Source organism: Hyphobacterium marinum (genome assembly GCF_036330325.1).
Classification (GTDB): domain Bacteria; phylum Pseudomonadota; class Alphaproteobacteria; order Caulobacterales; family Maricaulaceae; genus Hyphobacterium; species Hyphobacterium marinum.
The window spans coordinates 286,983-313,625 of record NZ_JAZDRO010000002.1; the positions used below are offsets into that span (position 1 = coordinate 286,983).

General features: G+C 65.1%; 31 protein-coding genes. 22 read left to right on the plus strand and 9 right to left on the minus strand.

Annotated elements, in window-relative coordinates:
* Positions 1–13: 13 nt before the first annotated feature.
* Positions 14–673, minus strand: a complete 660-nt coding sequence (locus tag V0U35_RS06435; RefSeq protein ID WP_330196108.1) for an alpha/beta hydrolase — start codon at positions 671–673, stop codon at positions 14–16.
* A 124-nt stretch (positions 674–797) separates the two neighbouring features.
* Between V0U35_RS06435 and gluQRS the strand changes: the two genes are divergently transcribed.
* From gluQRS to V0U35_RS06455, 4 genes are all read left to right on the plus strand, one after another.
* Complete coding sequence (gluQRS, locus tag V0U35_RS06440; protein WP_330195853.1) at positions 798–1,679, plus strand: tRNA glutamyl-Q(34) synthetase GluQRS; 882 nt, start codon at positions 798–800, stop codon at positions 1,677–1,679.
* A gap of 56 nt (positions 1,680–1,735) precedes the next feature.
* Positions 1,736–2,668: a DMT family transporter gene (locus V0U35_RS06445; RefSeq protein WP_330195854.1), complete on the plus strand. Its 933-nt coding sequence runs from the start codon at positions 1,736–1,738 to the stop codon at positions 2,666–2,668.
* A 9-nt stretch (positions 2,669–2,677) separates the two neighbouring features.
* Positions 2,678–3,763 (plus strand): Rieske 2Fe-2S domain-containing protein, encoded by a 1,086-nt coding sequence (locus tag V0U35_RS06450; protein ID WP_330195855.1) that lies wholly within the window; start codon positions 2,678–2,680, stop codon positions 3,761–3,763.
* 82 nt (positions 3,764–3,845) lie between these two features.
* A complete protein-coding gene (locus tag V0U35_RS06455) occupies positions 3,846–4,055 on the plus strand; it encodes a twin transmembrane helix small protein (RefSeq protein WP_330195856.1) in 210 nt (69 codons plus the stop codon).
* Here the strand turns inward: V0U35_RS06455 and V0U35_RS06460 are convergent, their stop codons facing one another.
* Positions 4,056–5,138 carry a serine hydrolase domain-containing protein gene (locus V0U35_RS06460; protein ID WP_330195857.1) on the minus strand — a complete coding sequence of 361 codons (1,083 nt, stop codon included), beginning with the start codon at positions 5,136–5,138 and terminating at the stop codon, positions 4,056–4,058. It lies immediately after the preceding gene.
* Between the two features lie 95 nt (positions 5,139–5,233).
* Here V0U35_RS06460 and V0U35_RS06465 point away from each other — a divergent pair, with 95 nt between their 5' ends.
* Together V0U35_RS06465 and V0U35_RS06470 are read left to right on the plus strand one after the other, a co-directional pair.
* Entirely contained in the window at positions 5,234–5,806 is a 573-nt protein-coding gene (locus tag V0U35_RS06465; RefSeq protein ID WP_330195858.1) for a cob(I)yrinic acid a,c-diamide adenosyltransferase, read from the plus strand.
* A 142-nt stretch (positions 5,807–5,948) separates the two neighbouring features.
* Positions 5,949–6,554: a YceI family protein gene (locus tag V0U35_RS06470; RefSeq protein WP_330195859.1), complete on the plus strand. Its 606-nt coding sequence runs from the start codon at positions 5,949–5,951 to the stop codon at positions 6,552–6,554.
* 71 nt (positions 6,555–6,625) lie between these two features.
* On the opposite strand, the gene V0U35_RS06475 is transcribed toward V0U35_RS06470, so the two are convergent.
* Complete coding sequence (locus V0U35_RS06475) at positions 6,626–8,110, minus strand: serine hydrolase domain-containing protein (RefSeq protein ID WP_330195860.1); 1,485 nt, start codon at positions 8,108–8,110, stop codon at positions 6,626–6,628.
* A 140-nt stretch (positions 8,111–8,250) separates the two neighbouring features.
* Between V0U35_RS06475 and V0U35_RS06480 the strand changes: the two genes are divergently transcribed.
* The 5 genes from V0U35_RS06480 to V0U35_RS06500 all read left to right on the plus strand — a co-directional run bounded on the left by V0U35_RS06480 (position 8,251) and on the right by V0U35_RS06500 (position 11,566).
* Positions 8,251–8,601 (plus strand): PadR family transcriptional regulator, encoded by a 351-nt coding sequence (locus V0U35_RS06480; protein ID WP_330195861.1) that lies wholly within the window; start codon positions 8,251–8,253, stop codon positions 8,599–8,601.
* Positions 8,598–9,164 (plus strand): hypothetical protein, encoded by a 567-nt coding sequence (locus V0U35_RS06485; RefSeq protein WP_330195862.1) that lies wholly within the window; start codon positions 8,598–8,600, stop codon positions 9,162–9,164. Before V0U35_RS06480 ends, V0U35_RS06485 begins: the two co-directional genes overlap by 4 nt.
* A 104-nt stretch (positions 9,165–9,268) precedes the next feature.
* Entirely contained in the window at positions 9,269–10,018 is a 750-nt protein-coding gene (locus tag V0U35_RS06490; RefSeq protein ID WP_330195863.1) for an electron transfer flavoprotein subunit beta/FixA family protein, read from the plus strand.
* Entirely contained in the window at positions 10,019–10,960 is a 942-nt protein-coding gene (locus V0U35_RS06495; protein WP_330195864.1) for an electron transfer flavoprotein subunit alpha/FixB family protein, read from the plus strand.
* Positions 10,961–10,963: 3 nt separating this feature from the next.
* Entirely contained in the window at positions 10,964–11,566 is a 603-nt protein-coding gene (locus V0U35_RS06500; protein WP_330195865.1) for a nucleotidyl cyclase domain-containing protein, read from the plus strand.
* Here the strand turns inward: V0U35_RS06500 and V0U35_RS06505 are convergent.
* Positions 11,563–12,387, minus strand: a complete 825-nt coding sequence (locus tag V0U35_RS06505) for a 4-helix bundle domain-containing protein (protein WP_330195866.1) — start codon at positions 12,385–12,387, stop codon at positions 11,563–11,565. The genes V0U35_RS06500 and V0U35_RS06505 overlap by 4 nt on opposite strands.
* Positions 12,388–12,445: 58 nt before the next feature.
* Between V0U35_RS06505 and V0U35_RS06510 the strand changes: the two genes are divergently transcribed.
* Positions 12,446–13,042 (plus strand): Fe2+-dependent dioxygenase, encoded by a 597-nt coding sequence (locus V0U35_RS06510; RefSeq protein WP_330195867.1) that lies wholly within the window; start codon positions 12,446–12,448, stop codon positions 13,040–13,042.
* On the opposite strand, the gene V0U35_RS06515 is transcribed toward V0U35_RS06510, so the two are convergent.
* Complete coding sequence (locus V0U35_RS06515; protein ID WP_330195868.1) at positions 13,039–13,623, minus strand: TlpA family protein disulfide reductase; 585 nt, start codon at positions 13,621–13,623, stop codon at positions 13,039–13,041. The genes V0U35_RS06510 and V0U35_RS06515 overlap by 4 nt on opposite strands.
* Before the next feature lie 49 nt (positions 13,624–13,672).
* Here V0U35_RS06515 and argH point away from each other — a divergent pair, with 49 nt between their 5' ends.
* The 3 genes from argH to V0U35_RS06530 all read left to right on the plus strand — a co-directional run bounded on the left by argH (position 13,673) and on the right by V0U35_RS06530 (position 17,845).
* Positions 13,673–15,100, plus strand: coding sequence for an argininosuccinate lyase (argH, locus tag V0U35_RS06520; RefSeq protein WP_330195869.1), 1,428 nt, complete (start codon positions 13,673–13,675; stop codon positions 15,098–15,100).
* Positions 15,100–15,249 carry an LPS translocon maturation chaperone LptM gene (gene lptM / locus V0U35_RS06525; RefSeq protein WP_330195870.1) on the plus strand — a complete coding sequence of 50 codons (150 nt, stop codon included), beginning with the start codon at positions 15,100–15,102 and terminating at the stop codon, positions 15,247–15,249. Before argH ends, lptM begins: the two co-directional genes overlap by 1 nt.
* 64 nt (positions 15,250–15,313) lie before the next feature.
* Positions 15,314–17,845, plus strand: a complete 2,532-nt coding sequence (locus V0U35_RS06530; protein WP_330195871.1) for a DUF4175 domain-containing protein — start codon at positions 15,314–15,316, stop codon at positions 17,843–17,845.
* Positions 17,846–17,859: 14 nt separating this feature from the next.
* Here the strand turns inward: V0U35_RS06530 and V0U35_RS06535 are convergent, their stop codons facing one another.
* On the minus strand, positions 17,860–18,597 hold the full coding sequence (locus tag V0U35_RS06535; RefSeq protein ID WP_330195872.1) for an MJ0042-type zinc finger domain-containing protein: 738 nt from the start codon (positions 18,595–18,597) through the stop codon (positions 17,860–17,862).
* Between the two features lie 51 nt (positions 18,598–18,648).
* Between V0U35_RS06535 and ftsE the strand changes: the two genes are divergently transcribed.
* The 5 genes from ftsE (at position 18,649) to V0U35_RS06560 (ending at position 22,715) form a co-directional block, all read left to right on the plus strand.
* A complete protein-coding gene (ftsE, locus tag V0U35_RS06540) occupies positions 18,649–19,368 on the plus strand; it encodes a cell division ATP-binding protein FtsE (RefSeq protein ID WP_330195873.1) in 720 nt (239 codons plus the stop codon).
* Entirely contained in the window at positions 19,365–20,270 is a 906-nt protein-coding gene (locus V0U35_RS06545) for a cell division FtsX domain-containing protein (protein ID WP_330195874.1), read from the plus strand. The genes ftsE and V0U35_RS06545 overlap by 4 nt, the downstream gene beginning before the upstream one ends.
* A gap of 72 nt (positions 20,271–20,342) precedes the next feature.
* Positions 20,343–20,945, plus strand: a complete 603-nt coding sequence (locus V0U35_RS06550) for a YdcF family protein (RefSeq protein WP_330195875.1) — start codon at positions 20,343–20,345, stop codon at positions 20,943–20,945.
* A gap of 10 nt (positions 20,946–20,955) precedes the next feature.
* Positions 20,956–21,681 carry a lysophospholipid acyltransferase family protein gene (locus V0U35_RS06555; protein ID WP_330195876.1) on the plus strand — a complete coding sequence of 242 codons (726 nt, stop codon included), beginning with the start codon at positions 20,956–20,958 and terminating at the stop codon, positions 21,679–21,681.
* Positions 21,678–22,715, plus strand: coding sequence for a DUF2125 domain-containing protein (locus V0U35_RS06560; protein WP_330195877.1), 1,038 nt, complete (start codon positions 21,678–21,680; stop codon positions 22,713–22,715). The genes V0U35_RS06555 and V0U35_RS06560 overlap by 4 nt, the downstream gene beginning before the upstream one ends.
* On the opposite strand, the gene hisC is transcribed toward V0U35_RS06560, so the two are convergent.
* Both hisC and V0U35_RS06570 read right to left on the minus strand, forming a co-directional pair.
* On the minus strand, positions 22,712–23,800 hold the full coding sequence (hisC, locus tag V0U35_RS06565; RefSeq protein WP_330195878.1) for a histidinol-phosphate transaminase: 1,089 nt from the start codon (positions 23,798–23,800) through the stop codon (positions 22,712–22,714). The genes V0U35_RS06560 and hisC overlap by 4 nt on opposite strands.
* Positions 23,797–24,576: a class I SAM-dependent methyltransferase gene (locus tag V0U35_RS06570; RefSeq protein ID WP_330195879.1), complete on the minus strand. Its 780-nt coding sequence runs from the start codon at positions 24,574–24,576 to the stop codon at positions 23,797–23,799. Before V0U35_RS06570 ends, hisC begins: the two co-directional genes overlap by 4 nt.
* A gap of 93 nt (positions 24,577–24,669) precedes the next feature.
* Here V0U35_RS06570 and gloB point away from each other — a divergent pair, with 93 nt between their 5' ends.
* Both gloB and V0U35_RS06580 read left to right on the plus strand, forming a co-directional pair.
* Complete coding sequence (gloB, locus tag V0U35_RS06575) at positions 24,670–25,398, plus strand: hydroxyacylglutathione hydrolase (RefSeq protein WP_330195880.1); 729 nt, start codon at positions 24,670–24,672, stop codon at positions 25,396–25,398.
* Positions 25,398–25,820: a cupin domain-containing protein gene (locus V0U35_RS06580; RefSeq protein WP_330195881.1), complete on the plus strand. Its 423-nt coding sequence runs from the start codon at positions 25,398–25,400 to the stop codon at positions 25,818–25,820. The genes gloB and V0U35_RS06580 overlap by 1 nt, the downstream gene beginning before the upstream one ends.
* 9 nt (positions 25,821–25,829) lie before the next feature.
* Here the strand turns inward: V0U35_RS06580 and V0U35_RS06585 are convergent, their stop codons facing one another.
* Positions 25,830–26,576 carry a DUF4908 domain-containing protein gene (locus V0U35_RS06585; protein ID WP_330195882.1) on the minus strand — a complete coding sequence of 249 codons (747 nt, stop codon included), beginning with the start codon at positions 26,574–26,576 and terminating at the stop codon, positions 25,830–25,832.
* Positions 26,577–26,643: the final 67 nt, after the last annotated feature.

A 26,643-nucleotide genomic window follows, 5' to 3' on the forward strand; every position in this document is an offset into this window, starting at 1 on the left:
GCGTATATTGCGGTCAGGCGTAGCGCCCGGACAACACCTTGTGGAGAAAACGGCCGCCCAGCTCCAGCCCGTCAGGTCCGATGCCGTGGGGGATACCGGCGGAAATATGCCATTGCGCGCTCGCACCGGCCTCGTTCAACCCTTCCGCCGCATCGAACATGAAGCCCGGTGGCAGCACATCGTCGCGGTCGCCATGGATGAGGAAGACTGGCGGCTTCGACCGGATTTCGTTTTTCAGAGCCTCGCGTCCGGCGAGCGCGCCCGAATAGGCAAGAATGCCGGCGATCTGCTGGTCGCGGCGCATCCCGGTATGCAGCGCCATCATCGTGCCCTGGCTGAAGCCGACCAGCGCGAGATCGGACGGGGCAAGCTGGTAGCGCCTCAGCTCGGCGTCGAGAAACGCGTCCAGCACCGGGGCCGCCATGCGCGCGCCGCGCTCGGTCTCCTGCGGATCGATTCGCGTCAGGGGGAACCACTGATAGCCGCTGGGATGGCCCGGCACCGGCTGGGGCGCATTGGGCGAAACGAACTGGACGTCGGGCAGGTCCCGCGCCCACTGGCCGGCGAGATTGATCAGGTCCTCGCCATTCGAGCCATAGCCGTGCAGGAAAACCACGAGCTTGCGCGGCTTGCCGCCATTGAGCGGCGGGCGGCGGGGTCCGTCGAGGGTCATCTGCACGTTGCTGATCCTTGAGGCTGACTGCGGTGCGCCGAGGCTTAGCGCGCCTGTACGCCGGGTCAACCGGTGACGCCTGCCCTCTTCACCTGCCGGACCGAAATGCTATTTTTATCGCTGCATGGATTTCGTCACACGCTTCGCTCCTTCGCCGACCGGGTATCTGCATCTCGGGCATGCGTTTTCGGCGCTGACCGCCTGGCAATCTGCCCGGCGGGCGGGCGGGCGATTCATCCTGCGGATCGAGGATATCGACACCACGCGCTGCCGCCCCGAATTCGAGGATGCCATTTACGAAGACCTCGCCTGGCTCGGCCTCGACTGGGAGAAGCCGGTCCGCCGCCAGAGCGAGCATTTCGCCGATTACGACGCCGTCCTCCAGTCACTGATTGATCGCGGTCTCGTCTATCGCTGCTTCAAGACCCGCAAGGAGATCGCAGCGGACATCGCCCGTGCACCGCACCTCGCGCCCGACGGCCCCGAAGGCGTCGTCTATTGTGGTCCCGACGAGATGATGGGCCCGGACGAGGAGGCGGAACGCCTTGCACGTGGTGAGCACTTTGCCTGGCGGCTCTCCATCCACCGGTGCCGCGATCTTCTCGGGGACCGCTTTGACCGGCTGACCTTTACCGAACACGGCGATGGCACGGTCGATCACGGTCAGGTCTATGTCCGGCCCGACCGGCTGGGCGATGTCGTGGTGGGACGCAAGGATGTCGGCACCAGCTATCACCTCGCCGTTACCCATGACGACGCCGTTCAGGGCATCACCCGCATCATCCGGGGCAAGGATTTGTTCGAGGCGACGCACCTGCACCGCCTGTTGCAGGAGCTGATGGACTGGCCTGTCCCGGACTATGTCCACCATCGCCTGTTGACCGACTCCAAGGGCAAACGCTTTGCCAAACGGGATCATGCGGTGACGCTGCGCGAATTGCGCGAGGCGGGTGAGACACCGGACTCGCTCAAACGCCGAATGAATCTGGACAGTTACGTTTCGTGATTTTCTTTCCTGTCCGGCACCGCTAACAGGGTCAGGAACAGGGAAGGACACGGGGCATGGGCGCACCGTCCGACAAATCAGTGACGCTGGGCCTCGTCGTCCTGCTGGCTGGAGCGATCTCGATCGGCCTGGCGGCACCGCTCGTCAAGCTGTCGGAGATGGGCCCGCAGGCTATCGGCTTCTGGCGCATGGCGCTGGCCGTCCCGGCCGCCCTTCTCTGGATGGTGTTCGACCGCGACCCGCCCCGGCGGGAAGGCCAGCCTTCGGGGTGGAAACGGTATCTTTTTCTCGTCCTGCCCGGCTTGCTCTTCGCGGGCGATCTCGCCTCCTGGCATGCCGGGATCAAGATCACGACAGCGGCCAATGCCACCTTCCTCGCCAATCTCCAGCCTGTCTTCGTGGTGCTGGGAGCCTGGCTCCTGTTCGGAGAAACCATCACACGGCGCTTCCTGATCGCAGCGGGACTGGCGGTTGGCGGGGCGGCGCTGATGTCCTCGGCGAATGTCACCATCGCGCCCGAACGCCTGCCCGGCGATGCGCTCTCCATGCTGACGGCGGTCTGGTACGGGGCCTATATCCTTGCCGTGCGGCAGGCGCGCGCCTTCGCCTCGACCGGAACCGTGATCGCCTGGACCTGCGCTGTGTCCGCGCCTGTCCTTCTGGTCGTCGCCCTCGGTTTCGGCGAAACGCTGCTTCCACCAACACAAGCCGACTGGTGGCCGCTGATCGCGCTGGCACTCGGTATCCAGATCATCGGCCAGGGCGGCGTCGCCTTCGGGCTGGGGCGAGTCCCCGCTCAGATCGCATCGCTGGTCATTCTCGTTCAGCCCGTCGTCGCTGCCATTGCTGGCTGGCTGATGTTCGGAGAAGCCCTCGTCGCCATCCAGTATTTCGGGGCCAGCCTGGTGCTGGCTGGGGTCTATCTCGCCCAGCGCCGCGCAAGGGCTGTGGCATCGCGTCCCTTGGCGGATGCGGGCGGGGACGGCTAGAGAAGGGCCATGACCGAGACGGCTCCCACCACCGCCCCTGCTGATGACGGCTTCCTGCGCGATCTGTGGTATTTCGGAGCGATTGGCCGCGACGTGAAGCCGGGCAAGGCAATCCACCGCGAAATCCTCGGGGAACCGGTCCTCATTGGCCGCACCCATGAGGGCAAGGCCTTTGCCCTGCGCGATATCTGCCCGCACCGCGGGATCCTCCTGTCGACCGGGCAGGTGGTGAAGCGCGACGGGGAGAGCCAGGTCGAATGCCCCTATCATGGCTGGCGCTTCCGGCCCGATGGCGGCTGCGCGGCGATCCCGTCGCTGACCGCCGATCAGGCCGCGGCGATGGATCTGTCGAAAATCCGCACAAGGTCCTACCCCGTCGCGGAACGCTACGGGATGATTTTCGTCTATTTCGGACGCGACCCAGAGGCCGAGCCCTGCGTCCCGCCGCCCGTGCTCGACATTCCGGAAAACTCGAAAATCCGCATGGTCGAGACTGACATTTTCAACTGCCATGTCGACCACGCCGTCATCGGTCTGATGGACCCGGCGCACATCCCCTATATCCACCGGCAATGGTGGTGGCGCTCAGCCAAGTCGGTTCACGAGAAGGCGAAGAATTTCGGACCCGTCGAACGCGGCTTCTCCATGCTGCCGCACAAGCCGTCGGCGAATTCCTATGTCTACCGTCTGTTTGGCGGTCAGCGGCAGACCGAGATCCGCTTTGAGCTGCCCGGCCTTCGCACCGAGTATCTGCGGCTGGGAGAGCGGCATGTGACCGGTTTCACGGCGGTGACGCCGACTAACGCCAACAAGACCACGATCACTATCGTCATGTACTGGGATGTGCCGGCGATGGCCGTCATCCCCAAGGCGCTGATCTCGAAGGGTATCCGCACCTTTGTTGGCCAGGACCGCGACGCTGTGAACGCCCAGCAGAAAGGCCTCGCCTACAACCCGCAGCTCATGCTGATCCACGACGCCGACGTTCAGGCAAAGTGGTATTACAAGCTGAAAACCGCCTGGGAGAAGCACCGCACGACCGGTGAGCCCTTCCGCAACCCGGTCAAGCCCGCCACCCTGCGCTGGACGAGCTGATGGCGGTGCTTATCTCTTCCAAGGCGCGCATGCGCGTTTTCGTGCAAGACTGCACCACCCCGGCTAAACAAGGAGCCAATTCATGATCATGGCCCTCAATATTCTTATCGGCGTCGCTGTGCTGGCCGTCGCCGCGACCCTGCTGGCCGGGCTGTTCAACCTGGCGCGCGGCGGCGAAGGCGCGGGCGAGCGCTCCAACAAGCTGATGCGCTGGCGGGTGGGGCTTCAGTTCGTGGCGATTGCGCTTCTGGTCGTTGGCTTTATCGCCAAAACGGCCATCCAGAACGGCTGATCACCGCCCGTTGGCGAGCGTACTGATGACGCGGCCGATTTCCGGCTGCACCCGCTGGGACCGCGCCTCATTGACCGCGACGACGACAAAACGGTCTGTGTCCGGCCAGACGACCGCCTGCAGATACCACATAGTATTCGACCCGGCGTGCATCAGTGCGCCGCCACTGATGCCCCAGCCCAGCGCGTAGTTGTCGCCAACCGGCGTCAGCAGGCGCTCCCAGCTTTCCGCGCTTAGATAGTTGCCGTCCCGGCCATTGGCCCCGTCGAGGACGAGGCGCAGGAAGCGCGCATAGTCCTGCATCGAGACGTGGACCCGGCCGGCCGGGCCGAGCGACGGCGGATTGTCGGACTGGCCGCTGTCCGGCACCATCGCATTGAGGCCGCCAAACAGGCCCGCACGGTGCCCGCGCGGCTGGTCGATCACGTCAGCCGTTCCGGGCGGGCCGAAACCGGCGCTCGCCATGCCCAGAGGCTCGAAGACCTCGCGCGTGATCAGGGTTTCCCAGCTCTCGCCCGTCACGGCTTCCAGCATCGCCCCGGCGACGATGTAGCCGGAGTTCGAATAAAGGAATTCGCCCGGCTCGCCCGCCGGGCTGCGCGTCAGCACAGCTTCGGCATAGACAATCCGGTCCGCGGGCGCGTCACGTGCCGCATCGGTGCCGGAGAGTGACAGGAGCGTGGTCAACCCGGCATTGGCCGGCAGTCCGGAGCGGTGGGCGAGCAGGTCGATAAAGGTCGCATTGGCATATTCGGGCCGGATGCCGTCGATCCGGTCACCCAGGTGCTGGGCAATCGTGTCATCCCAGCCCACCACGCCGTCCTCGACGAGGCGGGCGATCAGCACCGCCGTCATCGCCTTGGTGTTCGATCCCAGATGCCAGAGATCATTCAGTTCGATCGCGGCCTCCGAACCCTCTGCCCGCACGCCGGCGACCGAGATCAGCGTGTTCTCGCCCTCCCCCCACATCACCACCGCGCCGGGGGATCCGGCATCCACGAGCGATTGCGCGAGGTCGTCGGTCGAGGCCTGGGCCGCGGCAGGCGCGGTCACAAGCAACAGGGCGGCTATTAGGCGAAGCATGGCGGACACCCCTTCTTTCACGCCTTCGGTCTTGAGAGCACAGTCTGACTCATAGACAGTGACAGGATAACCGGGATTGGAAGGACACGCATTCCATGGTGCGCCTGACCAAAATCTACACGCGGACCGGCGATGGAGGCCGCACGCGGCTCGGCGACATGAGCGAGACCGGCAAGACCGATCCGCGCGTGGAAGCCTACGGCAGTGTCGACGAGGCCAATGCCGCTATTGGCGTGGCGCGCGCGGCGCTGGATGACGCCAAGGTCGATGCCGTCCTGGAGCGTGTCCAGAACGAGCTCTTCGATCTCGGCGCGGATCTGTGCGTGCCGGACCGGGGCGAGACGCTGGACTACGAACCGCTGCGCGTCACCGCGCGCCAGGTCGAACGGCTCGAAACCGACATCGACGCGTTCAACGCGCGACTTGAACCGCTTGATTCCTTCATCCTGCCCGCGGGGAGCGAGGCGTCGGCCCGCCTCCATCTTGCCCGCACCGTCGTGCGCCGGGCCGAACGCCGTACAATCGCGCTCGCCGAGACCGGCGAAAAGGTCAGCGCCGAGGTGATCCAATATCTCAACCGGTTGTCCGATCTGGTCTTCGTGCTGGCGCGCATCGCCAATGACGAGGGCCGTGCCGATGTGAAATGGGTGCCGGGCAAGGATCGATAGGGCAATGCCCGAATCCTTTCCGCTTCGGAAACACCGATTTTCACGCCGACCCCCTGAATTTTGCCGAAGACTTCCTATTTCTTCTTCGAGACGCGGCAATCGGGCCGCGATACGTGCTGTTCAGCCGGAGAGTCTTGAGCCCATGAAAAGTTTCGCCATCGCCCTGTCGGCCGCCGCCATGATCGCGCCCGCCGCCGCCATCGCCCAGCCGGTCAGCTATGATTTCGACCGCTCCCATACCGAGATCCGCGCAAGCTGGGATCACCAAGGCTATTCGCGCCAGGCCATCCAGTTCACCCAGTATGACGGTGATCTGTTGCTCGACCTCGAAGACCCGTCCAATTCGACGGTCGACATCACCTTCACCCTTGTCGACGAGGGCTTCTGGGTCGGCGCGCACCATGAGCGCTTCATTGCGCACCTGAATTCGGACGACTTCTTCCTGACCGATCAGTTCCCGACCGCACGCTTTGTCGCGACCTCGTTCGAGACCGAAGACGGTGTCACCGGCACGATGACCGGCGAACTGACCATCCGCGACCTGACCCACCCGGTGACGCTCGAGGTCACGCTTAACAAGCAGGACGAAACCCGCGACGGCCGCACCAAGCTCGGCTTTTCGGCGACCGGTACGCTCCTGCGGTCAGAATGGGGCATGGGTTTTGCCATCCCCAACGTGTCGGATGAAGTCATCCTGACCATCGAAACCGAACTGGTCGAAACGCCGGAAGCGGTTGAGGAAGAGTAGGCGATAGCCACAGCCAATCACTTTCGGGCCGGTCGTGAGACCGGCCCGTTTGCGTTGAAGGCCAGCTAGTCCTATCTGCCCCGGACCGGGCTGGACCACAGCGACAGGAACAGCACTGCGAAAGCGCTTGTAACCGACAGCGCCAGCCCTTCGATCTCATCGAGCGGAATTTCGTCGATCAGGATGGTTTCCGTCCGCCAGATCACTGAGTTGGTGTAAAAGATCCACACCGCTCCGACGCAAAGCACGGCGGCCAGAATGGCTACGAACAGACGCCCGACCAGACGGAGCCGGCTCCGGCCTGAAGGCCGCAGCGCCAGTACACGCCGGCCGCACACAATGCCGGCGGCCAGCCAGTAGACCAGCGCCAGGGCGGCAAGCGCAAAACCGGCGGCCCACCAACCCACCGACCTTGCGACTGACAGGGCGTCGGCACAGGCGCGATCAGCATCGGCTGACTCCATCATCGAGAGCCAGGCACAACTGAGATCCAGGTCCAGCTGGGCACCACCGGTCGTATTGGTCAGGAAATAGAATCCGTCTCCGGTCTCGGGCCTGACATAGATTTGCCCATGCCAGGTCGAGTTGTTCCCGCCATGCCCGAACAACCAACCGGAGGGGGTACGCCACCGGGTGTAACTCATCGCAAAAGCAGGATCGGGATTTGTCGGAGCGAAGGCCGTTTCGATCATGGCGGCGCTCAGGATCGTTTGCCCGCCCAGATGAGCCAGCAGGAAACGCTCCAGATCGTCAGCCGAGGCATATCCCCCGGCCGCCGCCAGCGCGACGTCGCGCAGCGTTTCGATCCGGTTGCCGTAATAGGCAAAGGAGTCCGACACCTCATCAAGCCGCGCGGGATCGAACCCGCTATTGGTCATGCCCAGCGGCTCCAGCACACGTACGCGCGCCAAAGCGTCGAAAGACTGCCCGGTCACGTCCTCGGCCATCATCTGCAGAAGGACATAACCGCCGCCGGAATACCGGCGCGCCGTCCCCGGCTCGCGGACGATGCCCACGCGCTCGAAATTCTCGGTCAGGTCCAAGGCATCAACGGGTTGGTGTTCATGGGCTCCGTACCCGCCATAGCCCTGAATATTCGTGCCCGCCGTATGGCGCAGAAGCCGCCGGATGGTGACGCCGGACGGGTCAAACTCACCTGCGGGAATGTCATAGCGGGTGAGGTAATCACCCACCGGCCGGTCGAGATCAATCTCGCCGTGATAGACGAGGGAGAGGATCGTCCAGACCGTCAGCGGCTTGGAAATTGATCCCAGATTGAACGCGGTATGTCCCGTCACCGGATCGCCCTCGGCTGTGCGGAAACCGCGGCGGGTCGACCAGATAATCTCAGCGTCGTGAATGGCACCGGCGACAGCCCCGGAAATCGAATAGCGGTCCATAGCCCGGGACAGAACGGCGTCGAGTTGAGCGGCCACCCTGTCCGGTGGCGCCTCCGGATCGAGTGATTCATACGCACGTCGGCCCGCGAACGTCACCACCAGAACCAGGACCGCAGCAAGACCAACGGCCAATCGAATCCAATCCAGTTTTCGCATGTCGAAACTCCCTACCGCCACAGCCGTCAGCGCAGCACACCTGCTGCTTTACCAGTTACTTTGTATTGCTATACATATAGCTAAACGACAATTCAAGCGCTAGAAGGCCACGGACCAACGGGTTTGAAGGCAGGCTGGACATGACGCCCAAGGACGACGTGCTGGAGCGCTGGATTTCGCAAGCCCGCAAGGGCTATTTCGAAATGCTCCTCCTGTCCCGGCTGCAGGCCGGGCGGGCCTATGGATACCAAATTGTGGCAAGCTTGAAACGCGCGCCCGGATTCGAAGCACTGGCCGAAGGGACCATCTATCCAGTGCTGGCACGGATGAAGAAGGACGGGCTGGTCACCGCCGAATGGGTGGCAACCGATGCCGGCGCGCCGCGCAAATACTACACGACGACCGCCTTCGGTGCCGACGTGCTGACCGAGATGCGCCGCGTCTGGAAGCGGATGGGCGATGTCCTCGACAATCAGGGAATGGACTCATGAGCGCAGAACCTGAGTTCCAGTCGCGGGAGGCAAAACGGATCTGGGCGGACTTCAGCGCCCGGCTCGAATGGACCTATCGCGACCTGCCCCGCGAGGAGCGCGACGAGGCTATTGCCGAAGCGCAGATGCATGTGCTGGAGGCATGCGCTGACGCGCAGGGAACCGGCGAGGCGGACCGGCTCAATGCCGCCATCCGCCGTTTCGGGCCTCTGGCGCGCCGCCCGTCGCGATGGCGGGTACCGGCCGCGCTCGCGTTGCAGTACGGCGCAATCCTCGCGATCGGAACGCTAGCATTTCTCACGCTCGCATTGGCCGCGATGATGATTGCGGAGATTTTCAATCCGTCCGGTGTGGGCCTGTGGGTTTTCCCTGATGGAGACTGGTCTCTCTCTTTCAACCGCCAGGCAGGCGGCGAGGAAATTCTGGGGACCTGGTTCATACCGGTCATGATGGTGGTTTGCGCTGTCCTGGCCGGGGTGATCTATGGTGTTCACCGATTGGCCCTTGGCGAACGCAATCCCCTGTCAGCATGGAAAACTGGACCCAACGACGCTGCAAGCTGACGCCGGCGTCACGTTGACTCCGCGAGGGGGCAAAGGCAGTTTCGCCGCCTGTTCTATTAAGGCTGTGCGCCCCTTCCGCGCGCATGACGAACCGGAGCCTTCGGATGAAAATTCTCGTCCCTGTCAAACGGGTCATCGACTACAACGTCAAACCGCGCGTGAAGCCCGACCAGTCGGGCGTGGACCTCGCCAATGTGAAGATGTCCATGAACCCCTTCTGCGAGATCGCCGTGGAAGAGGCGATCCGCATAAAGGAAAAGGGCGGGGCCGAAGAAATCGTCGTCGTCTCCGTCGGGCCGCAACAAGCCCAGGAGACGATCCGCACCGCGCTGGCGATGGGGGCCGACCGCGGCATCCACATCGTCACCGACGAGACGGTCGAGGCGCTGGGGGTTGCGAAACTCCTGAAAGCCGTTGTCGGCGAAGAAAACCCGGACCTCGTCATTCTCGGCAAGCAGGCCATTGATGATGACGCCAACCAGACCGGCCAGATGTTGGCCGCGCTGCTGGACTGGCCGCAGGGCACGTTCGCGTCCGAGCTCGCCATCGACGGCACGTCGATCAAGGTCACGCGCGAGATTGATGGCGGGCTGCAGACGCTCGGCATGGACCTTCCGGCCATCGTCACCACCGATCTGCGCCTGAATGAGCCGCGCTACGCCTCGCTGCCGAACATCATGAAGGCCAAGCGCAAGCCGATCGACGCGAAGACGCCCGCCGATTACGGCGTCGACATCGCCCCGCGTCTCAGCGTGGTGAAGGTCACCGAACCGCCCAAGCGCGAAGCCGGGATCAAGGTCGAAAGCGTCGCCCAACTGGTCGACAAGCTGAAGAATGAAGCGGGGGTGATCTAGATGGCTCTTCTCGTTGTTGCCGAACACGACAATGCCGCGCTGAACGACGCCACGCGCGCAGCCGTTACGGCCGCCAGCCAGATTGGCGGCGATATCGACATCCTCGTCGCCGGTTCCGGGGCCGGTGCGGTCGCCGAAGCCGCGTCCAAGATCGACGGGGTGCGCAAGGTACTCCACGCCGATGGCGACAGCCTCGCCCATCCGATCGCCGAAGCGATGGAAGCGCTGATCCTGCCGCTGATGGACGGGTATGACGGCCTGCTGGCTGTTGCCTCGACCGTGGGCAAGAATTTCGCGCCGCGTATCGCGGCCAAGCTCGACGTGATGCAGATCTCTGACATCACGGGCGTGGAAAGCGCCGACACCTTCATCCGCCCGATCTATGCGGGCAATGCAATGAAGACGGTGAAGTCGTCCGACGCCAAGAAGGTGATCACGGTCCGCCCGACCACGTTCGAGAAGGCCGGTGACGGCGGTTCGGCCAGTGTCGAGTCCATCGACGCGCCTGCCGGTCCGTTCAAGTCGCAATTCGTCTCCGAAGAGCTGACCAAGTCCGACCGTCCCGAACTCGGCGCGGCCAAGATCGTCATCTCCGGTGGCCGCGGCATGGCCTCGGGCGACAATTTCCACCTGCTCGACAAGATCGCCGACAAGCTCAACGCCGCGGTCGGGGCCTCGCGCGCCGCGGTCGATGCCGGCTTCGTCCCGAACGATTACCAGGTCGGCCAGACCGGCAAGGTCGTCGCCCCCGAGCTCTACATCGCCGTCGGGATTTCCGGCGCGATTCAGCACCTGGCGGGCATGAAGGACTCCAAGGTCATCGTCGCGATCAACAAGGACGAGGAAGCCCCGATCTTCTCCGTCGCCGATTACGGCCTCGTCGCCGATCTGTTCAAGGCACTGCCTGAACTCGACGAAGAGCTGACCAAGGCGGGCTATTGAGCCATGACGAATAGCCGCTCACCTGAAACGAGCGGCCTTTTCGACCACAGGGACGCGCTGGTGATCGTCTTCGACATCACCGGCGCGACCGCCTTTTTCGCCGACAACACCAAACGTCCGGTCTTCAACCGCGCCATCGAGCGCTGGGTGTTTGCTGGCGTTGAGGTTTGCGAAGCTGAAGGTGGTCGCCTGTCGGCCTTCACCGGTGACGGCATGATCATTTGCTGGCCGGACGCCTCGATGATGCCGCAAGCGCTCGACGCTGCTCAGACTGTCTTCGACCTCTGGAAATCGGAATGCGATGGGCTGGGCCGCCAGTTCGCTGATGCCGGCACGCTGATCCTGCGGGCCGGAATGGCACGCGGACCGACCGAAACGGTGATGGCTCCGACCTCGGACAAGGGCCCGACCGCGACTATCCAGGGCGTTGCTGTTCCGCCTGCGAAACATGTCTGCGATGCGGTGCCGGGCGGGCTGGATGCGCTGGCGGCGGCAGAGGGCCTGCCCATGCCGGATGGAGCAGAACCGCTCGATCCGGGGGCCTATACCGGCAAGACCGGACGCGCGCGCCCGGTCTGGGTGCTGCCCTTCAAGGCGGGCGGCTAGTCCGCGAAGGCCGCAAAGGCCAGCTGCACACGGGTTGAAGCGGCCCGGATCGTTGAAACCGACGCCGGAGAGTCATTCGCCACGTTTTGGTGCAGCTCCGCCAGAGCGGCCAGCGTTTCATCAAGTTGGTTCGCGGCGTCGGTATTCACGGCATTGTAGTCACCACGACGCGCATCAAAGGCGGTGCGCGTGGCAACGATGAACCCCCACGCGTCCTGGAATTCGATCGCGTTGGTTACCGCTCCGTCGGTAACGCCTTCGGCATACTCGATCCGTGCCAGCCCGATCAGCTCGGACAGGCCGGCTGCGTGGTCTGCCAGCGTGGCATCCGCAAAGACGGCATCGATCTGGGCGGTCACCGCGTCATAGCGCGCCGGCACGTCATTGCCATTGCCGCCCTCGCCCGCCGCAAGAGCCAACGCCTCGATCTCGTCTTCAAGGGCCAGGCGCTCGGCATCGGCAAACAGGTCCGGATTCCCTTCCATGACCTCGGCGATCGGATGCATGAAGTGCGGGGCGGACGCGTCCTCCGCGCCGGCCTCATAAAGCGCATGGGCGACCGCGAGATGTCCGCGCATCTGGCCGTAGACATAAACGCGCGCGGTTCCGTCGCCGAGATCGGCAACCGAAGCGCCACCCTCCCCGCCTTCTCCACCCTCGCCACCTTCGCCCCCTTCGCCGCCGTGAGACGCGCTCATGGCGTGGCCGGCTTCGCCGCCTTCGCCCGCTTCTCCGGCCTCGCCGCCTTCGCCGCTACAGGCGGCCAGGCTGGCACCAAGAAGGGCAGTGGACAGGAAGAGCCAGTTCTTGCGCTCGGACATGGGACACTCCGGACTTGTCGCGACGAGGGATTGACCGGAAGAATAGGCCATTGCCCCCATGATGAAAACGGTTCGCAACATGACACGCCAGACCGGGCTCCTCCACCGGAATATTCCCGGCCTCCTGGGTGCGGAGGAGATCGCGCTCATCGCCGAGACCTGGCCGCGCCTGACCTTTGCCGACGGACGCGACACGGCAGGCGCGGCGGCAGCCCGGGTCAAACACAATGAACAGGCCGTCCCGACCGACCGGGCCGCACGCGCGCTGAAATCCATGATTACCGAAGCGCTAAAGACTAATTCGGCATTCAATTCCTTCACCGCGCCGGAGCGGATCAGCCCGGTCATCCTGTCGCGCTATACCAAGGGCATGGCGTATGGCCGTCATGTCGACGACACGGTCATGTATCCGGATGGAAAGGCCTTGAGGATCGACTTTTCCTTCACCCTCTTCCTCGCGCCGCCAGACAACTATTCAGGGGGGGAATTGGTGATCGAAGAGGCAGACGGCGAAATCCCGGTCAAGCTGAAAGCCGGCGACGCCTTCGTCTACGCGTCTGGCCTGCCGCACCGCGTCGCGACGGTCATACGGGGTGAACGCCGCGCCGCGGTGGGCTGGGTTCAATCGCTCAATCCTCCGCGCCGGGCGGCCTAGCCCTGGTCGATGGCGGCGCGGATCAGCGCCCGGCCATCATCACTGGCCCATTCGGCATCGCGCGGCATGCGCGCCATTTCCCGGCCATGGCGGTCATAGAGAATCGTGACGGGAAGCCCCGGTGCGCCGACAGCGGTCGCACCAGCGAAGGTGTTGTCATGGAACAGGGTCAGGTGTTCGAGACCGGTCTCCTCGAAGAATTCGCGGGCATCCTCGATCGAGCGGTCATGGCTGATGGTGACGACCTGGAAGTCGTCGCTGCCAAATTCGGCCTGGATTTCGTCGAGCGCAGGCATTTCCACGACACAGGGCGCACACCACGTCGCCCAGAAATTGACCAACAGGACCTGACCGTCGAATTCCTGCAGCGTGCGCTGATTGCCGACTGCGTCATAGAATGGCGCGGCTGGGCGCGGCGGTGCCTCATCGAGAATGCGCAGCGCGCTCATCTCGCCGCGTGCATAAGAGGACAGCCCGCCGCGATCTCCCGGGTTCATCGCCGCGAAAATCACGTATAGAAAGGCGGCCAGCCCGATCACGGGCAGGACAATCAGGGCAGTCTTCAGCGGCGAGAATTTCATCGGTGTAGCGGCTTTCCGTCTCGAGACTTACTTCATAAGGACTTCCATCATGACCGGACGCGACGATCCCGACCAGCCTCGCCCCGCCGATGCCAACGCCCTGTGGGGCGGACGCTTCGAGGCTGGACCATCGGCGGTGATGGAAGCCATCAACGCCTCGGTCGACATCGACAAGCGCCTTGCCGGAGAGGACATCGCGGGATCGATGGCCCATGCAGAGATGTTGGCGCACTGCGGCGTGATTTCAAGCGAAGACGCCGCGTCGATCCTCAAGGGCTTGAAACAGGTCCGTAGCGAAATTGGCGAGGGCACGTTCGCCTGGTCACGCGCGCTCGAAGACGTGCACATGAATGTCGAATCGCGCCTGAAGGAGATTATCGGCGCGCCGGCGGGCCGGCTGCACACGGGCCGGTCACGCAATGACCAGGTCGCGACCGATTTCCGGCTATGGCTACGCACAGCCTGCGACCGGATTGATGGGGCGCTGGCCGCCTACCAGTCCGCGCTGGTCGAACAGGCTGAGCGCCATGCCGACACGGTGATGCCGGGTTTTACCCATCTCCAGACCGCCCAACCGGTGAGCCTTGGCCACCATCTCCTGTGCTATGCCGAAGCCGCCGAGCGTGACCGGGGCCGGTTCGCCGATGCGCGCAGGCGGATGAACGAATCCCCGCTCGGCGCTGCCGCGCTCGCCGGAACCGCCTTCCCCATTGATCGCGAGATGACGGCCAGGGCACTCGGTTTTGACCGGCCCATGGCCAATTCGCTCGACGCAGTCTCGGCGCGTGACTTTGCGCTGGAGGCCTTGGCAGCAGCCTCTATCGCGGCCGTGAATTTGTCCCGCTTCGCCGAGGAGATCGTGATCTGGACCTCACGGCGCTTCGCCTTCGCGCGGCTGTCGGATGCCTGGTCGACAGGCTCGTCCATCATGCCGCAGAAGCGCAATCCGGATGCGGCCGAACTCGTCCGCGCCAAGCCGGGCCGGATTGCAGGCTCACTTCATGGCCTGTTGATGGTCGTGAAGGGATTGCCGCTCGCCTATTCCAAGGACCTCCAGGAGGACAAGGCACCGGTTTTCCAGGCCATCGATGATCTGGAACTGGCGCTCGCGGCGATGGCGGGCATGGCCGCCGACCTGACATTCGACACCGCCAATCTCGAAGCTGCGGCCGGGGAAGCCTATTCCGACGCGACCGATCTTGCTGACTGGCTGGTGCGGGAACTCGGTATGCCGTTCCGCGATGCCCACCATGTTGCGGGCAGTGCAGTGAAGGCCGCCGAAGCCAAGGGCCTGCCGCTGAGCCAGCTGCCGCTTGGCGACTACCAGACCATCGAGCCGCGCATTGATGACCGGCTTTATTCAGTATTGAGCGCGCGCGCATCAATGGAAAGCCGCACCAGCTATGGCGGTACGGCCCCGGTCCGGGTTAAGGAACAGGTCGCGCGCTGGCGCAAGCGGCTGGAAGGACAAGTCTGATGAAACGTTTCGCCTGTCTCGTACTCGCGCTCGGCGCGCTGGCGCTTGCCGGTTGCGGCATGCGCGGCGACCTCGACCGCCCGCCGCCCATGTGGGGCGATCCGCCCCCGGCAGACAGCCCGGAAAGCCGCGGCGCATCAGGCGTATAACTCACCAAATAGTAATGCGCCCGGCGCTACACGGGACGCGCGGGAGCGTGCTAGCTTTGCCGTCATGAACCGGGTGTCCCTTTCTCTGGCCCGGCTGGCCCTTCTCTGGGAACGGGCCGCGCCGGTCCTGTGGCCAATCGCTTTGGCGTTGGGAAGCTATGCCGCGCTCGCGCTCTTCGGGCTGTGGGACCGGTTCGGCGATCCGTGGCGGGCACTTGGCGCGGTCGCCATTCTCGGATCGGGCGGATGGGTTGCCTGGCAGGCCCGGAAGGGGTTCCAGTGGCCCACCGAGGAAGAAGCCGCGCGACGCGTCGAGGAAGATTCCGGCATTCCCGCCCGGCCGCACGAAGCCCTCACCGATCTGCCCACGGACAGCGATGACGCTTCACTGGCGCTCTGGCAGGCGCACCGTGCGCGGATGGCCGAACGCCTGAAAGGGGCTCGCGCCCGCCAGCCGAAAGCGGCCTGGGCGCGCCTCGATGAATGGGGGGGCCGGATCGCGCTTGTCGTCGTGATCGGGCTGGGCTGGGGCGTGGCCGGTGACTTCGCTGGCGGACGCCTTGGCGATGCTTTCAGCCCGCAGCCGCTTTATCGCAGCAATGAGGATTTGCGCGTCGATGCCTGGCTCGACCCGCCCGCCTATACCCGCCGCGCGCCGATCCTGTTGCGTGACGGCGACATGCGCGCCCGCGCGCCAGAGGGTTCAGTCTTCACCGTGCGCACCGCCGGGGCACGCCGCGCGCCGATCCTGCGGCTCGACGGGGCGGACGGCGAGAATCGCGTCATCGGCGATGGCGTGTGGGAAAGCCGGGTGACGGTCGCCGCCGACGGTACCGTGACCTTGCGGGCCGGGCGCAGCCGCCTCTCGTGGACGGTCGATACGATTGAAGACACAGCCCCCGACGTTCGCCTGACCGGCGTGCCCGAAGCCCGTGCCAGCGGCGAGCTGGCGCTGACCTTCACGGTCGAGGACGATTACGGCGCTGTCAGCTACATGCTGCAATTCCGCGCGGCGGGTTCGGGTGGCGACTGGGACGAGATCGCAATAGAATCGGCATCCGCTGCGGAAACCGACTCTGGCCTGCGTGCTCTGATCGACACCTCGAAAAGCCGGCTCGCGGGTGAACGCGTGGAACTGCGCGTCGCCGCCACGGATGCCGGCGGCAATACCGGTATTTCGCCCTCCATGGACTTCACCCTACCCCAGCGGGTCTTCCTTAATCCGCTGGCGCGGGCGGTCGCGGAACAACGCCGCGAAGTGATGAGCGCCGGCACCGATTATGCCCCTCTGCCCGAACGCCCCGCGCTTACGGCCGACCAGGTCCCGACTGGCCCGGTCTTCATTGGCGAGGACCCAGTCCGCCGTATCGAACGCGCGCCGGAACGCCTGCAACGCGTGGCCCGTTCGCTGGATGCGATCACCGATGCGCCGGTCTCCTTCTTCGAGGATCCCATTGTCTATCTCGGCCTGCGCCGGGCCTTGCACGGGCTGCGGCGTGCCCATGACGGCGAGGAACTCGGTCCGCTTGATGAGAATCTCTGGGCCATTGCTTTGCGCGCCGAACTCGGCTCGCTGGCCGATGCCGAGGCTGCCTTGCGCGCCGCCGAACGGGCACTGATGGAGGCCCTGGCGCGCGGCGCGGACGAGAGCGAGCTCGCCCCGCTGTTCGAGGCCTACCAGGAGGCGATGGAGAACTACCTCGCCGCGCTCGCTCGCGAGGCCGCCGAGGAAGGCAATTTTGCCGAAAACCAGGGCGGTCAAAGTCTCGACACGCAGGGGCTGGAAGAAATGCTCCAGGCCCTGCGCGATGCCGCTGAACTCGGTGATACCGCCGACGCACGCCGCGCGCTTCAGGCTTTGGGCGAAATGCTGCGGAACATGGAGATGCAGCTCAGCCAGGGGCAGGGCGAAGCCGGTGACGACGCGATCAGCGAAGCGATGCGCGAGGCGCTCGAACAGCTCGGCGATGTGATCGGCGAACAGCGCGAATTGCAGGACCAGACGTTCGATCTCGCTCAAGGCGGCCCCGAAGGCCAGGGCGAACAGGGCCTGCCCGGATCGCCCGAAGAGGGCTCACCCGGCACCGGTTCGCCCGGTCAGGCACCGGAAGGTGCCGGCGGTGCGCAAGGCGCACCATCGCAGTCACTCGCCGATGCACAAGGACAGCTCGCCGACCAGATGGCCCAGCTTCAGCAGGGCTTTGGCGACAGTGCCGAACAGGCACTTGGCGGTGCGGCGCAGGCCATGCGCGATGCGCAGGAGGCCTTGAATGCCGGTGATGCGCAAGGGGCGCTCGACGCGCAGGAAGAGGCTCTGGAATCGCTGCGCCAGGGGGCTGAACAGATTGCCCGCAACATGCTGGAACGCATGGAAGAACAGCAGGCCGGTGAAGGCCAGGGCGAGCGCGATCCGTTGGGACGCCCCACCGAGGGTGGCGGATTTTCAGACGGGGCCGGTGTCGACATTCCTGACGAAATTGAGCGCCAGCGTGCGCGGGAAATCCTTGAAGAGTTGCGCGAGCGGGCTTCCGAACAGGGCCGTCCGCAGGACGAGATCGACTATATCGAACGCCTGCTCGAGCGGTTCGGGTCCTGAGCCAATAGCGTGACCTAGTGATGACCGGCGTCGGCGACGATAGCGTCTTCAGTCTCGCCGTGGGCGCCCGCCGGTGCGGGCGCAGGCGCGACCTCCACGCCGGCCAGTGTGACTTCGGCTTGGGCGGCCGCGTGGGGCGGATCGGCGACAACCGTGCGGAAAGCCCGGCGTTCACCGGCGGAAAGTTCACCGCCTTCGACCAGGACCGTCCATTCCAGAAGCGTCTGTGATTGCCCGTCGAGCAGGGCGGCACGCAGCGCAGGGGCGGATTGGGCATGGCGGTCGACATTTCTGACCACGCCCTCGATCACGACCGTTGGCTGACCATCGGCGTCGTGCCGGGCGACCGAGAAGTCCTCGATCGACAGGCCGTAGGGATTGGCTTCCAGCCCGACCATCGCATAAGCGCTGGAGGCTTGCGGAAACAGGTTCACGACATCGGCGCGGAACAGGACTGCGGCCACGAGTGCCCCGGCAACCGCGACGGCAAGACCGCCCCAGGCCCCGCCTGCCGCGGCCCGGCTGGCCTGCTTGCGGCGTTGCTCGGCACGTTCACGGAAGGCGCGGTGGGGCTGTTTGGGTTCGGAGTCGGGTTCGGGCGCGGGTTCGATGACCGGCAATTCGGCTGCCGGTTCTGGCTCGACGGCCCAGACATGGCTGCAGGAGGCGCAGCGGACCTTGCGGCCGCCGCTGCCGATCGCCGCAGCATCGGCGCGATATCGCGTGGAACAGTTCGGGCAGCTGAGTATCATGACGCCCTGATTCACCTTCTTTAAGCTCTGGCGGGTAACGATAGGACTACCGTGACCGAACCGCCTGCCAATCCTGCCCCGAAGGCCCTCGCCGAACCCGTCGTCCGCTTCGACTCGGTTGGCATGCGTTACGGACGCGGCCCGGAGATTCTGCGGGACATCACCTTCGATCTACCGCGAGGTAGTTTCCAATTCCTCACCGGACCCTCAGGGGCCGGTAAAACCACGCTTTTGCGGCTGATTTACATGGCCCGGAAACCGTCCCGCGGGCTGATTTCGCACTTCGGGGGTGATTCGGCGTCGCTCTCCCGGCGCGAATTACCCCATGTCCGGCGGCGAATCGGCATGGTGTTCCAGGACTTCCGGATGCTCTCCCATCTCAACGTGTTCGAGAATGTCGCCCTGCCCTTGCGCGTCGCGGGCCGCAAGCGCGCCGAATACGCCGAGGATGTGGCCGAGCTGATCTCCTGGGTCGGCCTTGGCGACAAGATGGACGCCCAGCCCGCCACGCTGTCCGGCGGCGAACAACAGCGCGTCGCGATTGCGCGGGCGATTGTCGGCCAGCCCGAACTGCTGGTCGCCGACGAACCGACCGGCAATGTCGATCCGGCCATGGGGCGGCGGCTGCTGCGCCTTTTCACTGAACTGAACAAGCTCGGGACGACAGTCCTTATTGCCACGCACGACATCACGCTGGTGCGGGCGCTCGACGTGCCAATCCTGACGCTCGCCGACGGACGGCTGAGCGTGAAGGGGACACGCGCGGCATGAGCGAAGACACATCCCGCCCCACCCCTCCACCGGGAAAGCCGGCCCGCCTGCTGCCACCGGATTCGGGGCGCGACCGGCCGCTTTTCGTGGTCGCGTCGATTCTGGTGTTTCTCGCCTGCCTGGCCGCCATCGGCGCACGCGGGGCGTGGTCTGCGTCCGAGGAATGGACCGCCGATCTGCGCGGTGCGATCACGATCCAGATCCGCCCGGTCGACGGGCGCGATGCCGCTGCAGACGCGGAAACAGCCGCCGCCATGGCCGCGGTGCTGGACGGGGTGGCGGTGGCGTCGGCCCGGTCGCGTGACCAGTCGGCTGCCCTGCTCGAACCCTGGCTGGGGGGCGATCTCCCCGCCGACATTCCGGTACCGCTGCTGGTCGATGTCCGGCTTGAAGATGGGGCAGCCCCGCCCGTCGCCGCACTCGAGGCCGCGCTGGTCGAGGCCGGGATCACCGCCGCGATTGACGACCATGCCCGCTGGATCGAGGCTGTCGCGCGCTCGACGCGGCTGGCCCGCCTACTGGCGCTCGGTCTTCTGGCCCTGATTGTCGGGGCGGCCGCCGCTGTGATCGCGTTCGCCGCACGGGCTTCGCTGGCGGCACGGCGGGACGTCGCGGACGCGCTGCACCTGGTCGGCGCGGAAGACAGCTATATCGCTGCGCTGTTCGAGCGGCGCTTCTTCCTGCTGGGCGTCAAGGCCGGAGCCGCCGGGGCCTTCTTCGCCGCGGCCGTCACGGTTCTGGTGATCTACGGGGGCGGTGGCGGCGCGGAGTATTTCCTGCCCGCCGTCGCGATCACTCCGCTGGAGATCCTCGCCCTCATCGCGGCCCCGCTCTTCGCCGGTCTGGTCGCCTCACTCTCGGCCCGCCTGGCGGTTGCGGAGGATTTGCGCAAGCGTTGGTAAAACACACAATTGCCGCCATCATGCGCAAGACGATTCACAGGTCTGCCCGAGCCGGAGTAACACTGTCCCACCATGCCGCGCCGTTCCTCGTCTCCCTCGTTACCGGGCCTGCTCGGATTGCTGCGCCTGGCCGCCTTTCTGGTGGTCTTCGCTGCGCTGGCCGGGTTCGCGATGTATGCGGGCCGGGTCGTCTCGATCGGGGTTCCCGACGCGCCGCGCGCGGACGCCATCGTGGTCCTGACCGGGGGCGACGGGCGACTGCAGAATGCGGCGACGCTTCTTGAAGACCAGCGCGGGGCCCGGCTGCTGATTTCCGGTGTTCATCCCGACGTGACTGAAGAGGAATTGCGTACCGCGATGTCGGTCGACACGGCCCGCTTTGCCTGTTGCGTCGATCTCGGCCGTGAAGCCGCCGATACGGCGGGCAATGCGCGGGAAATTGCGCAATGGGTAGAAAACCACCAGTTCGGCTCGATTATCGTGGTGACGTCGGACTACCACATTCCGCGCAGCCTTCTGGAACTCGCCGCGATACTGCCCGACACCGACCTGATCGCCTATCCGGTCCAGACGCACCGCCCCTGGGCCAGTCTTCGCTCGGCTCAGCGCTGGACGCTGGAATACCTGAAATATGTCGCCGTACTGGGCCGCGAAATCCTCGCCGGCCGGGCCTGAGGCCAGTTTGATGACCCTGATCCGCTCCCTTCTCTTCATGATCTGGATGTACGGCCTGATGGTCGTCATGGGGATTGCCGGGATCTGGCTGTTGCTGTTTCCACGCAGCTGGTCGCGGGTCTATTTCCGCATCTACCTGGCCCTGATTTTCGGTGGCCTGCGCGTGATCTGCGGACTGCGCTATGTGGTGGAAGGGCGCGAGCATCTGCCCGAAGGCGGCGCGCTGATCGCGTCGAAACACCAGTCCATGTTCGAGACACTGGCGTATTGGCAGATCCTGGACGATCCCGCGATCATCTTGAAAAAGGAGCTGGCCTGGCTGCCCTTCTTCGGCTGGTTCGCCCAGAAGCTGGGCAATATCGTTGTGGACCGCGGCGCCGCGGCCAAGGCGCTGCGCAAGATGCTGTCCGACGCCCGCAAACGGGCCGCTGAAGGCCGCCAAATCCTGATCTTCCCCGAAGGCACACGGACGAAGCCCGGTGCCCGGATCGACTACAAACCCGGCGTGGCGGGCCTCTATTCGGCGATGAAAGTGCCCTGCGTGCCGGCGGCACTCGATTCGGGCTTCTTCTGGCAGGGACGCGGCGTTTTGCGCCGTCCCGGTTGCATCACCGTGCAATTCCTGCCACCGATTGGCCCCGGCCTGCCGAGAGACGAGTTCATGAGCCTGCTTGAAGACCGTATCGAGACTGCATCTGCCGAGCTGGCGGCCCGCCATGGCACCCTTGCAGAATGAACCGGTTCAAGCGCGGCGCGATCGGAGGCCGCTTCCTTCTCCTCGCCCTCATCATTCTTGGCCTGTTCATGGCCTATACCGGCTATTGGTTCTATGCCCGCAGCCAGATCATCGCCTCGACTGAAGCCTGGATCGATGAACAGGGCGCGGCCGGCTATGTCATCACCCGCGAGCGCCTGAATGTCGGCGGCTTTCCCTACCGGTTCGAAGTCGTCATCGACCGGCCCCATATCGAGGCTCCCGATACCGAAGGTGGCTGGACGGCAGATGCCGAACGCCTGACGGCCCACGCCCTGCCCTATGACTTTTCACGCTGGATCGTCGATGTCGGGACACCGATCATGGTCGACTGGCCGACGCCGGTGCGCAGTGTTCACCGGGTCGAAGCCACACACGCCCGGATCAGCCTGTCCGGTAACGGACGGTCAACGCAACGCCTCGGGGTTGAGCTCGACGGCCTGAACATCCTGACGCTCGAGGGCGAACCCCGCCCGGTCCGTTCGGCGGAACGCATGCGCCTGGTCGCCGAAAGCAATGACGACGGAATCATGCAGGTCCGAGCCGCCTTTGGCGAGATTCGCCTGAACCCCGAATTCGGTGATGGCCGCCTGCGCGAGGCGTTTGGCGAGGATGTCGCCCTGGCGCAACTCGGCCTGTCCATCCAACACTGGCCCGAGCTTGCGCGCAATGGTGATGCCGGCGAGTGGGCCCGGGCGCGCGGGCGCATGGTCATTCTCGATACACGTCTGGACTGGGGCGATCTCGATATCTCGGCCGAGGGCGACATCACGCTGGATGGTCAGCTTCGTCCCGAAGGCCGCCTCAGCCTGTATTTTCTCGATCCCGGCCTCGTCGCCGACCGCCTGGAATCCAGCGGCGTCATTTCCGCTGATGACGCGCGCGCCTTGCGCCTGCTGTCCCAGGCAGCACCGCGGGACGAGCGCGGTTCGGCCCTGCCGCTGCTGTTGCGCAATGGGGGCATCTATCTCGGCCCGGTCCGCCTGGGCGAAACCGGTTCGCTCGCCGAAAACTAGGCTTTCAGGAATTCGGCAAGCGCGTTAACGACGGCGCGGTTCTGCACCGCTGTCCCGGCGGTCAGGCGCAGCGCGTGGGGAATGCCGTAAGCCGCAACCGGGCGCAGGATCAGCCCTCTAGACGTCAGGAAGGCATCGGCATCGGTGGCGCGTTTTCCGTCCGTGTCAGGGAAGTGCACGAGCACGAAATTGCCTACGCTCGGCGTCACGTCCAGGCCCAACCCGCCCAGCTGCTGGCGCAGGAAGGCCAGCTGTTCGCGATTGTGCTCGGCGGACCGGCGCTGAAATTCGGTATCGCGGATCGCGGCGGTTCCAGCGGCGATGGCCGGTGCATTCACGTTGAACGGTCCGCGCACGCGGTTCAGCACGTCAATGATCGACCGGTCGGCATAGGCCCAACCCAGACGCAGGGCGGCCAAGCCATGGATTTTGGAGAAGGTCCGCGTGACCACGACATTGTCATGGTTCCGGGCGAGGTCGACACCGGTCTCGTAATCGGCCTCGTCGACATATTCGGCATAGGCCTCGTCAAGGACGAGCAGCGTCGTTGACGGCAAGCCGGCATGCAGTCGGCGGATTTCATCGCCCGGAAGATAGGTGCCGGTCGGATTGTTCGGATTGGCCAGAAAAACGATCTTTGCGTCGTCGCCAGCCGCTTCGAGAATCGCATCAACGCTGGCGCGATAATCCGTTTCCGGCGCGCTGACGAGTTCGGCTCCCGACTGCATCGCGACAAGCCGGTAAACGAGGAAACCGTATTGCGACTGCACGACCTTGTCGCCGGGCCCCAGATAGGACCGGCCCAGGAGTTGAAGCAGCTCGTCTGATCCCGTGCCGCAGACAATCCGGTCAGCTTCAAGGCCGGTCATTTCGGCAATCGCGGCGCGCAGTTTTACCGCGCCGCCGTCAGGATAGAGGTTCAGCGATTTCGCGGCCGCCTCGAATGCCTCGCGCGCCTTGGGAGAGCAGCCGAGCGGATTTTCGTTCGACGACAGCTTGACCGGGTTGGCGATGCCGGGCGCGTCGGCCGCACCGGGCTTGTAGGGGCGAATGTCGAGAATGCCGGGGCGCGGTTCGAGGGTCATGGATTGTCCGTTCGGGAAGTGCGGGATGCGGGCTTGCCGCCACGAGATACAGTGCGGGCCCCGGCCCCTTCAAGACCGCGGATGCGAATCTCCTTCGCGCGCGCTGCGCGCGGTGTCAGGGCCGCAACCCGTTTGACCGCTTCAACAAGGATCAGGCCGGACAGGCGCGAGAAGAGTTTTTCGCCGGTCGCCTCCCAGAATTCACCCCGGGCCCCCTTGCAGCACCAGGTAAAGGGCGGCGCATAGAGCGCGCGCGACCAGGCCGTCGCCTCGAAGGCGGAGTCGGCGAGCACATCCTGAAGCTGGCTCTTGGAAAACGGTCGGCCATGCCCGAAGGGCGTCGCGTCGCCGCGGGCCCACAGGCCCGAGCGGTTCGGCACGATCAGCGCCACACGGCCCTGCGGGGCGGTGATGCGCCAGACTTCGCGCAGGAAGGCAGGGATCGAGTCCACTTCCTCGAGTGCATGCAGCAGGACCACGCGGTCAAAGAGCGCATCGGGGAAAGGCAGGCGGCATTCATCGCCCAGCGCGGTGCGAGACTTGGCCTCGCCGCCCGGCCAGATGATCGCGCCCTGCGGTCCCGGCATGAAGGCCACGCTGCGCCGCGGTTGATCTCCAAACCGGTCCAGAAGCGGCGGCGCAAACCCAAGGCCCAGTACATCGAGGTCCCGCATGTCGGGCCACAGGACGCTGATCCGCCGCCAGATCATGGCCTCGGCGGTCTCGCCGCGCGGCGAGTGGTAGAAGCGTTCGAGTTCAACGGCGTCGCGGCGCATGGATATTCCCGGTTCGCGGCGGTAGCAGACGGGTGTTAGGTTGGACTTTCAGCGACCAAAAGCAAGCGCTGGCCATATGCAGGACAGTACGCCATGACCGAACTCCTCATCCGCCAGTTTCCCTGTCTGCAGGACAATTACGGATTCCTGGTCCACGAGCCCGTATCCGGCGAAACCGCCTGCATCGATACGCCCGACGCCGACCGCATCCAGTACGAGGCGGAAAAGGCCGGCTGGACGATCACGCAGATCTGGAACACGCATCACCATTTCGACCATGCGGGCGGCAATCTGGCGCTGAAGGCCGCCACCGGGGCGCGCATCATCGCACCGGCCTATGACGCGCACCGGATCGACGGCATCGATGTGGAAGTGCGCGAAGGCGATACGGTGCAGCTGGGCGAAGCGAGCGCCAAGGTCCTGCACACGCCGGGGCATACGACCGGCCATGTTGTCTACTGGTTTGAAGACCAGAACACGGCCTTTGTCGGCGACACGCTGTTCGCGCTCGGTTGCGGCCGCCTCTTTGAAGGCACGCCGGCGGACATGTTCAAGAGCCTCTCGCGCCTCGCGGCGATGCCAGACAAGACAACGCTCTATTGTGCCCATGAATACACGCAGGCGAATGCGAAATTCGCGCTCAGCATCGACCCGGATAATCCCGCCCTGCAGCGCTATTCCCGCGAGGTCGACGCGCGCCGCGCACGCGGCGAAGCGACCGTACCGACGACGCTTGGCAAGGAGAAAGAGGCCAATCCCTTCCTGCTGGCGCGTACGGCCGAAGACTTCGCCGAGGCCCGCGCACAGAAGGACCGGTTCTGATGGATAGCGCCGAAGCGATCATCGCGAAGCTGGGTCTCGCGCCGCACCCCGAGGGCGGATATTTCCGCGAGACCTTCCGCGATGTGCCGGGCCCGGACGGGCGGGCGCGGTCAACCGCAATTTATTTCCTTTTGCCCGAAGGGGTGACGTCGGCCTGGCACCGCGTCGATGCGGTCGAGACCTGGCATTTCTATGCCGGTGCGCCGCTGGAGCTGGCAGTCAGTGAAGATGGCAAACGGATCGACACCCATCACCTAGGCCCTGACCTCGCCAGGGGCGAAATCCCGCAGGTCGTGCTTCCGGAGATGGCCTGGCAATCGGCGACCTCAACCGGCGCATGGACGCTGGTCGGATGCACGGTCGCGCCAGGCTTCGAGTTTTCTGGGTTCGAGATGGCGAAGGACGGCTGGTCGCCCGGCTAGCGCAACGTCCTAGGCCGGGGCCGGACCGCCCAGCAGGGTCATCGCGATGCGTTCCGAGGATGGCCGCCCGGCGTGACCGGCGAGCGGATCGATCCGGATTTCCAGGAGTTCGCCGTCAAAGCGGGCATCGGGCGCACCGGCCGAGACGATCCGCACGCGCTGCAGCCGGGCCAGCATGGCACTGTTACGGTCCTGCGCGAGCCGGATGCCGGCCACGGTCAGCTGCAAGGCTTCGGCGACCACGCCCAGCCCGTCGTGCGGCGTTGCGCCGTAATCGACCTGGACCGGGTGACTCAACAATTCCTGGAGCGTGACGGCGGTCTGTTCAGCGAGCGCGATGACGTCGTCGATCGTGCGGCGCTGCGGTCGCAGCGGACGCGCCGGCTCCCACGCGTCGGCAATGACACCGTCAGGCGCGTCCTCGGTGTAAAGGGTTGCACCGCCGACAACGCTGATCCGCAACACTTCCTGTCCCCAGTCGGTGACGAGGGACGTACCGCCACCCGCCGACCGGCGCACATCCAGCGCGAGGACCTCATCGGCGCGGTCCGGCAGGAAGAGAATGACCGGTCCGGAGCGGTCGAGCACGAATCCGCCGCCACCGTCGGTACGCTCGAATCGCGACACGGTGTTGGCTTCCGTGCGCTCTTCGGTCAGGCGCCGGCGCAGCGGATTATCCGTGTTCGGCGCGGCGCTGGATGCAATCAGCACGCAGCCGGCCACGGCCATCGCTATGGAAGAAATCCACCAGTTCATCGCGGGCCGGAATGCTGGCCTAAAGGGGCGCTTTTGAGGCGGGACAGGTGCGGTTTCCGCACGTGAC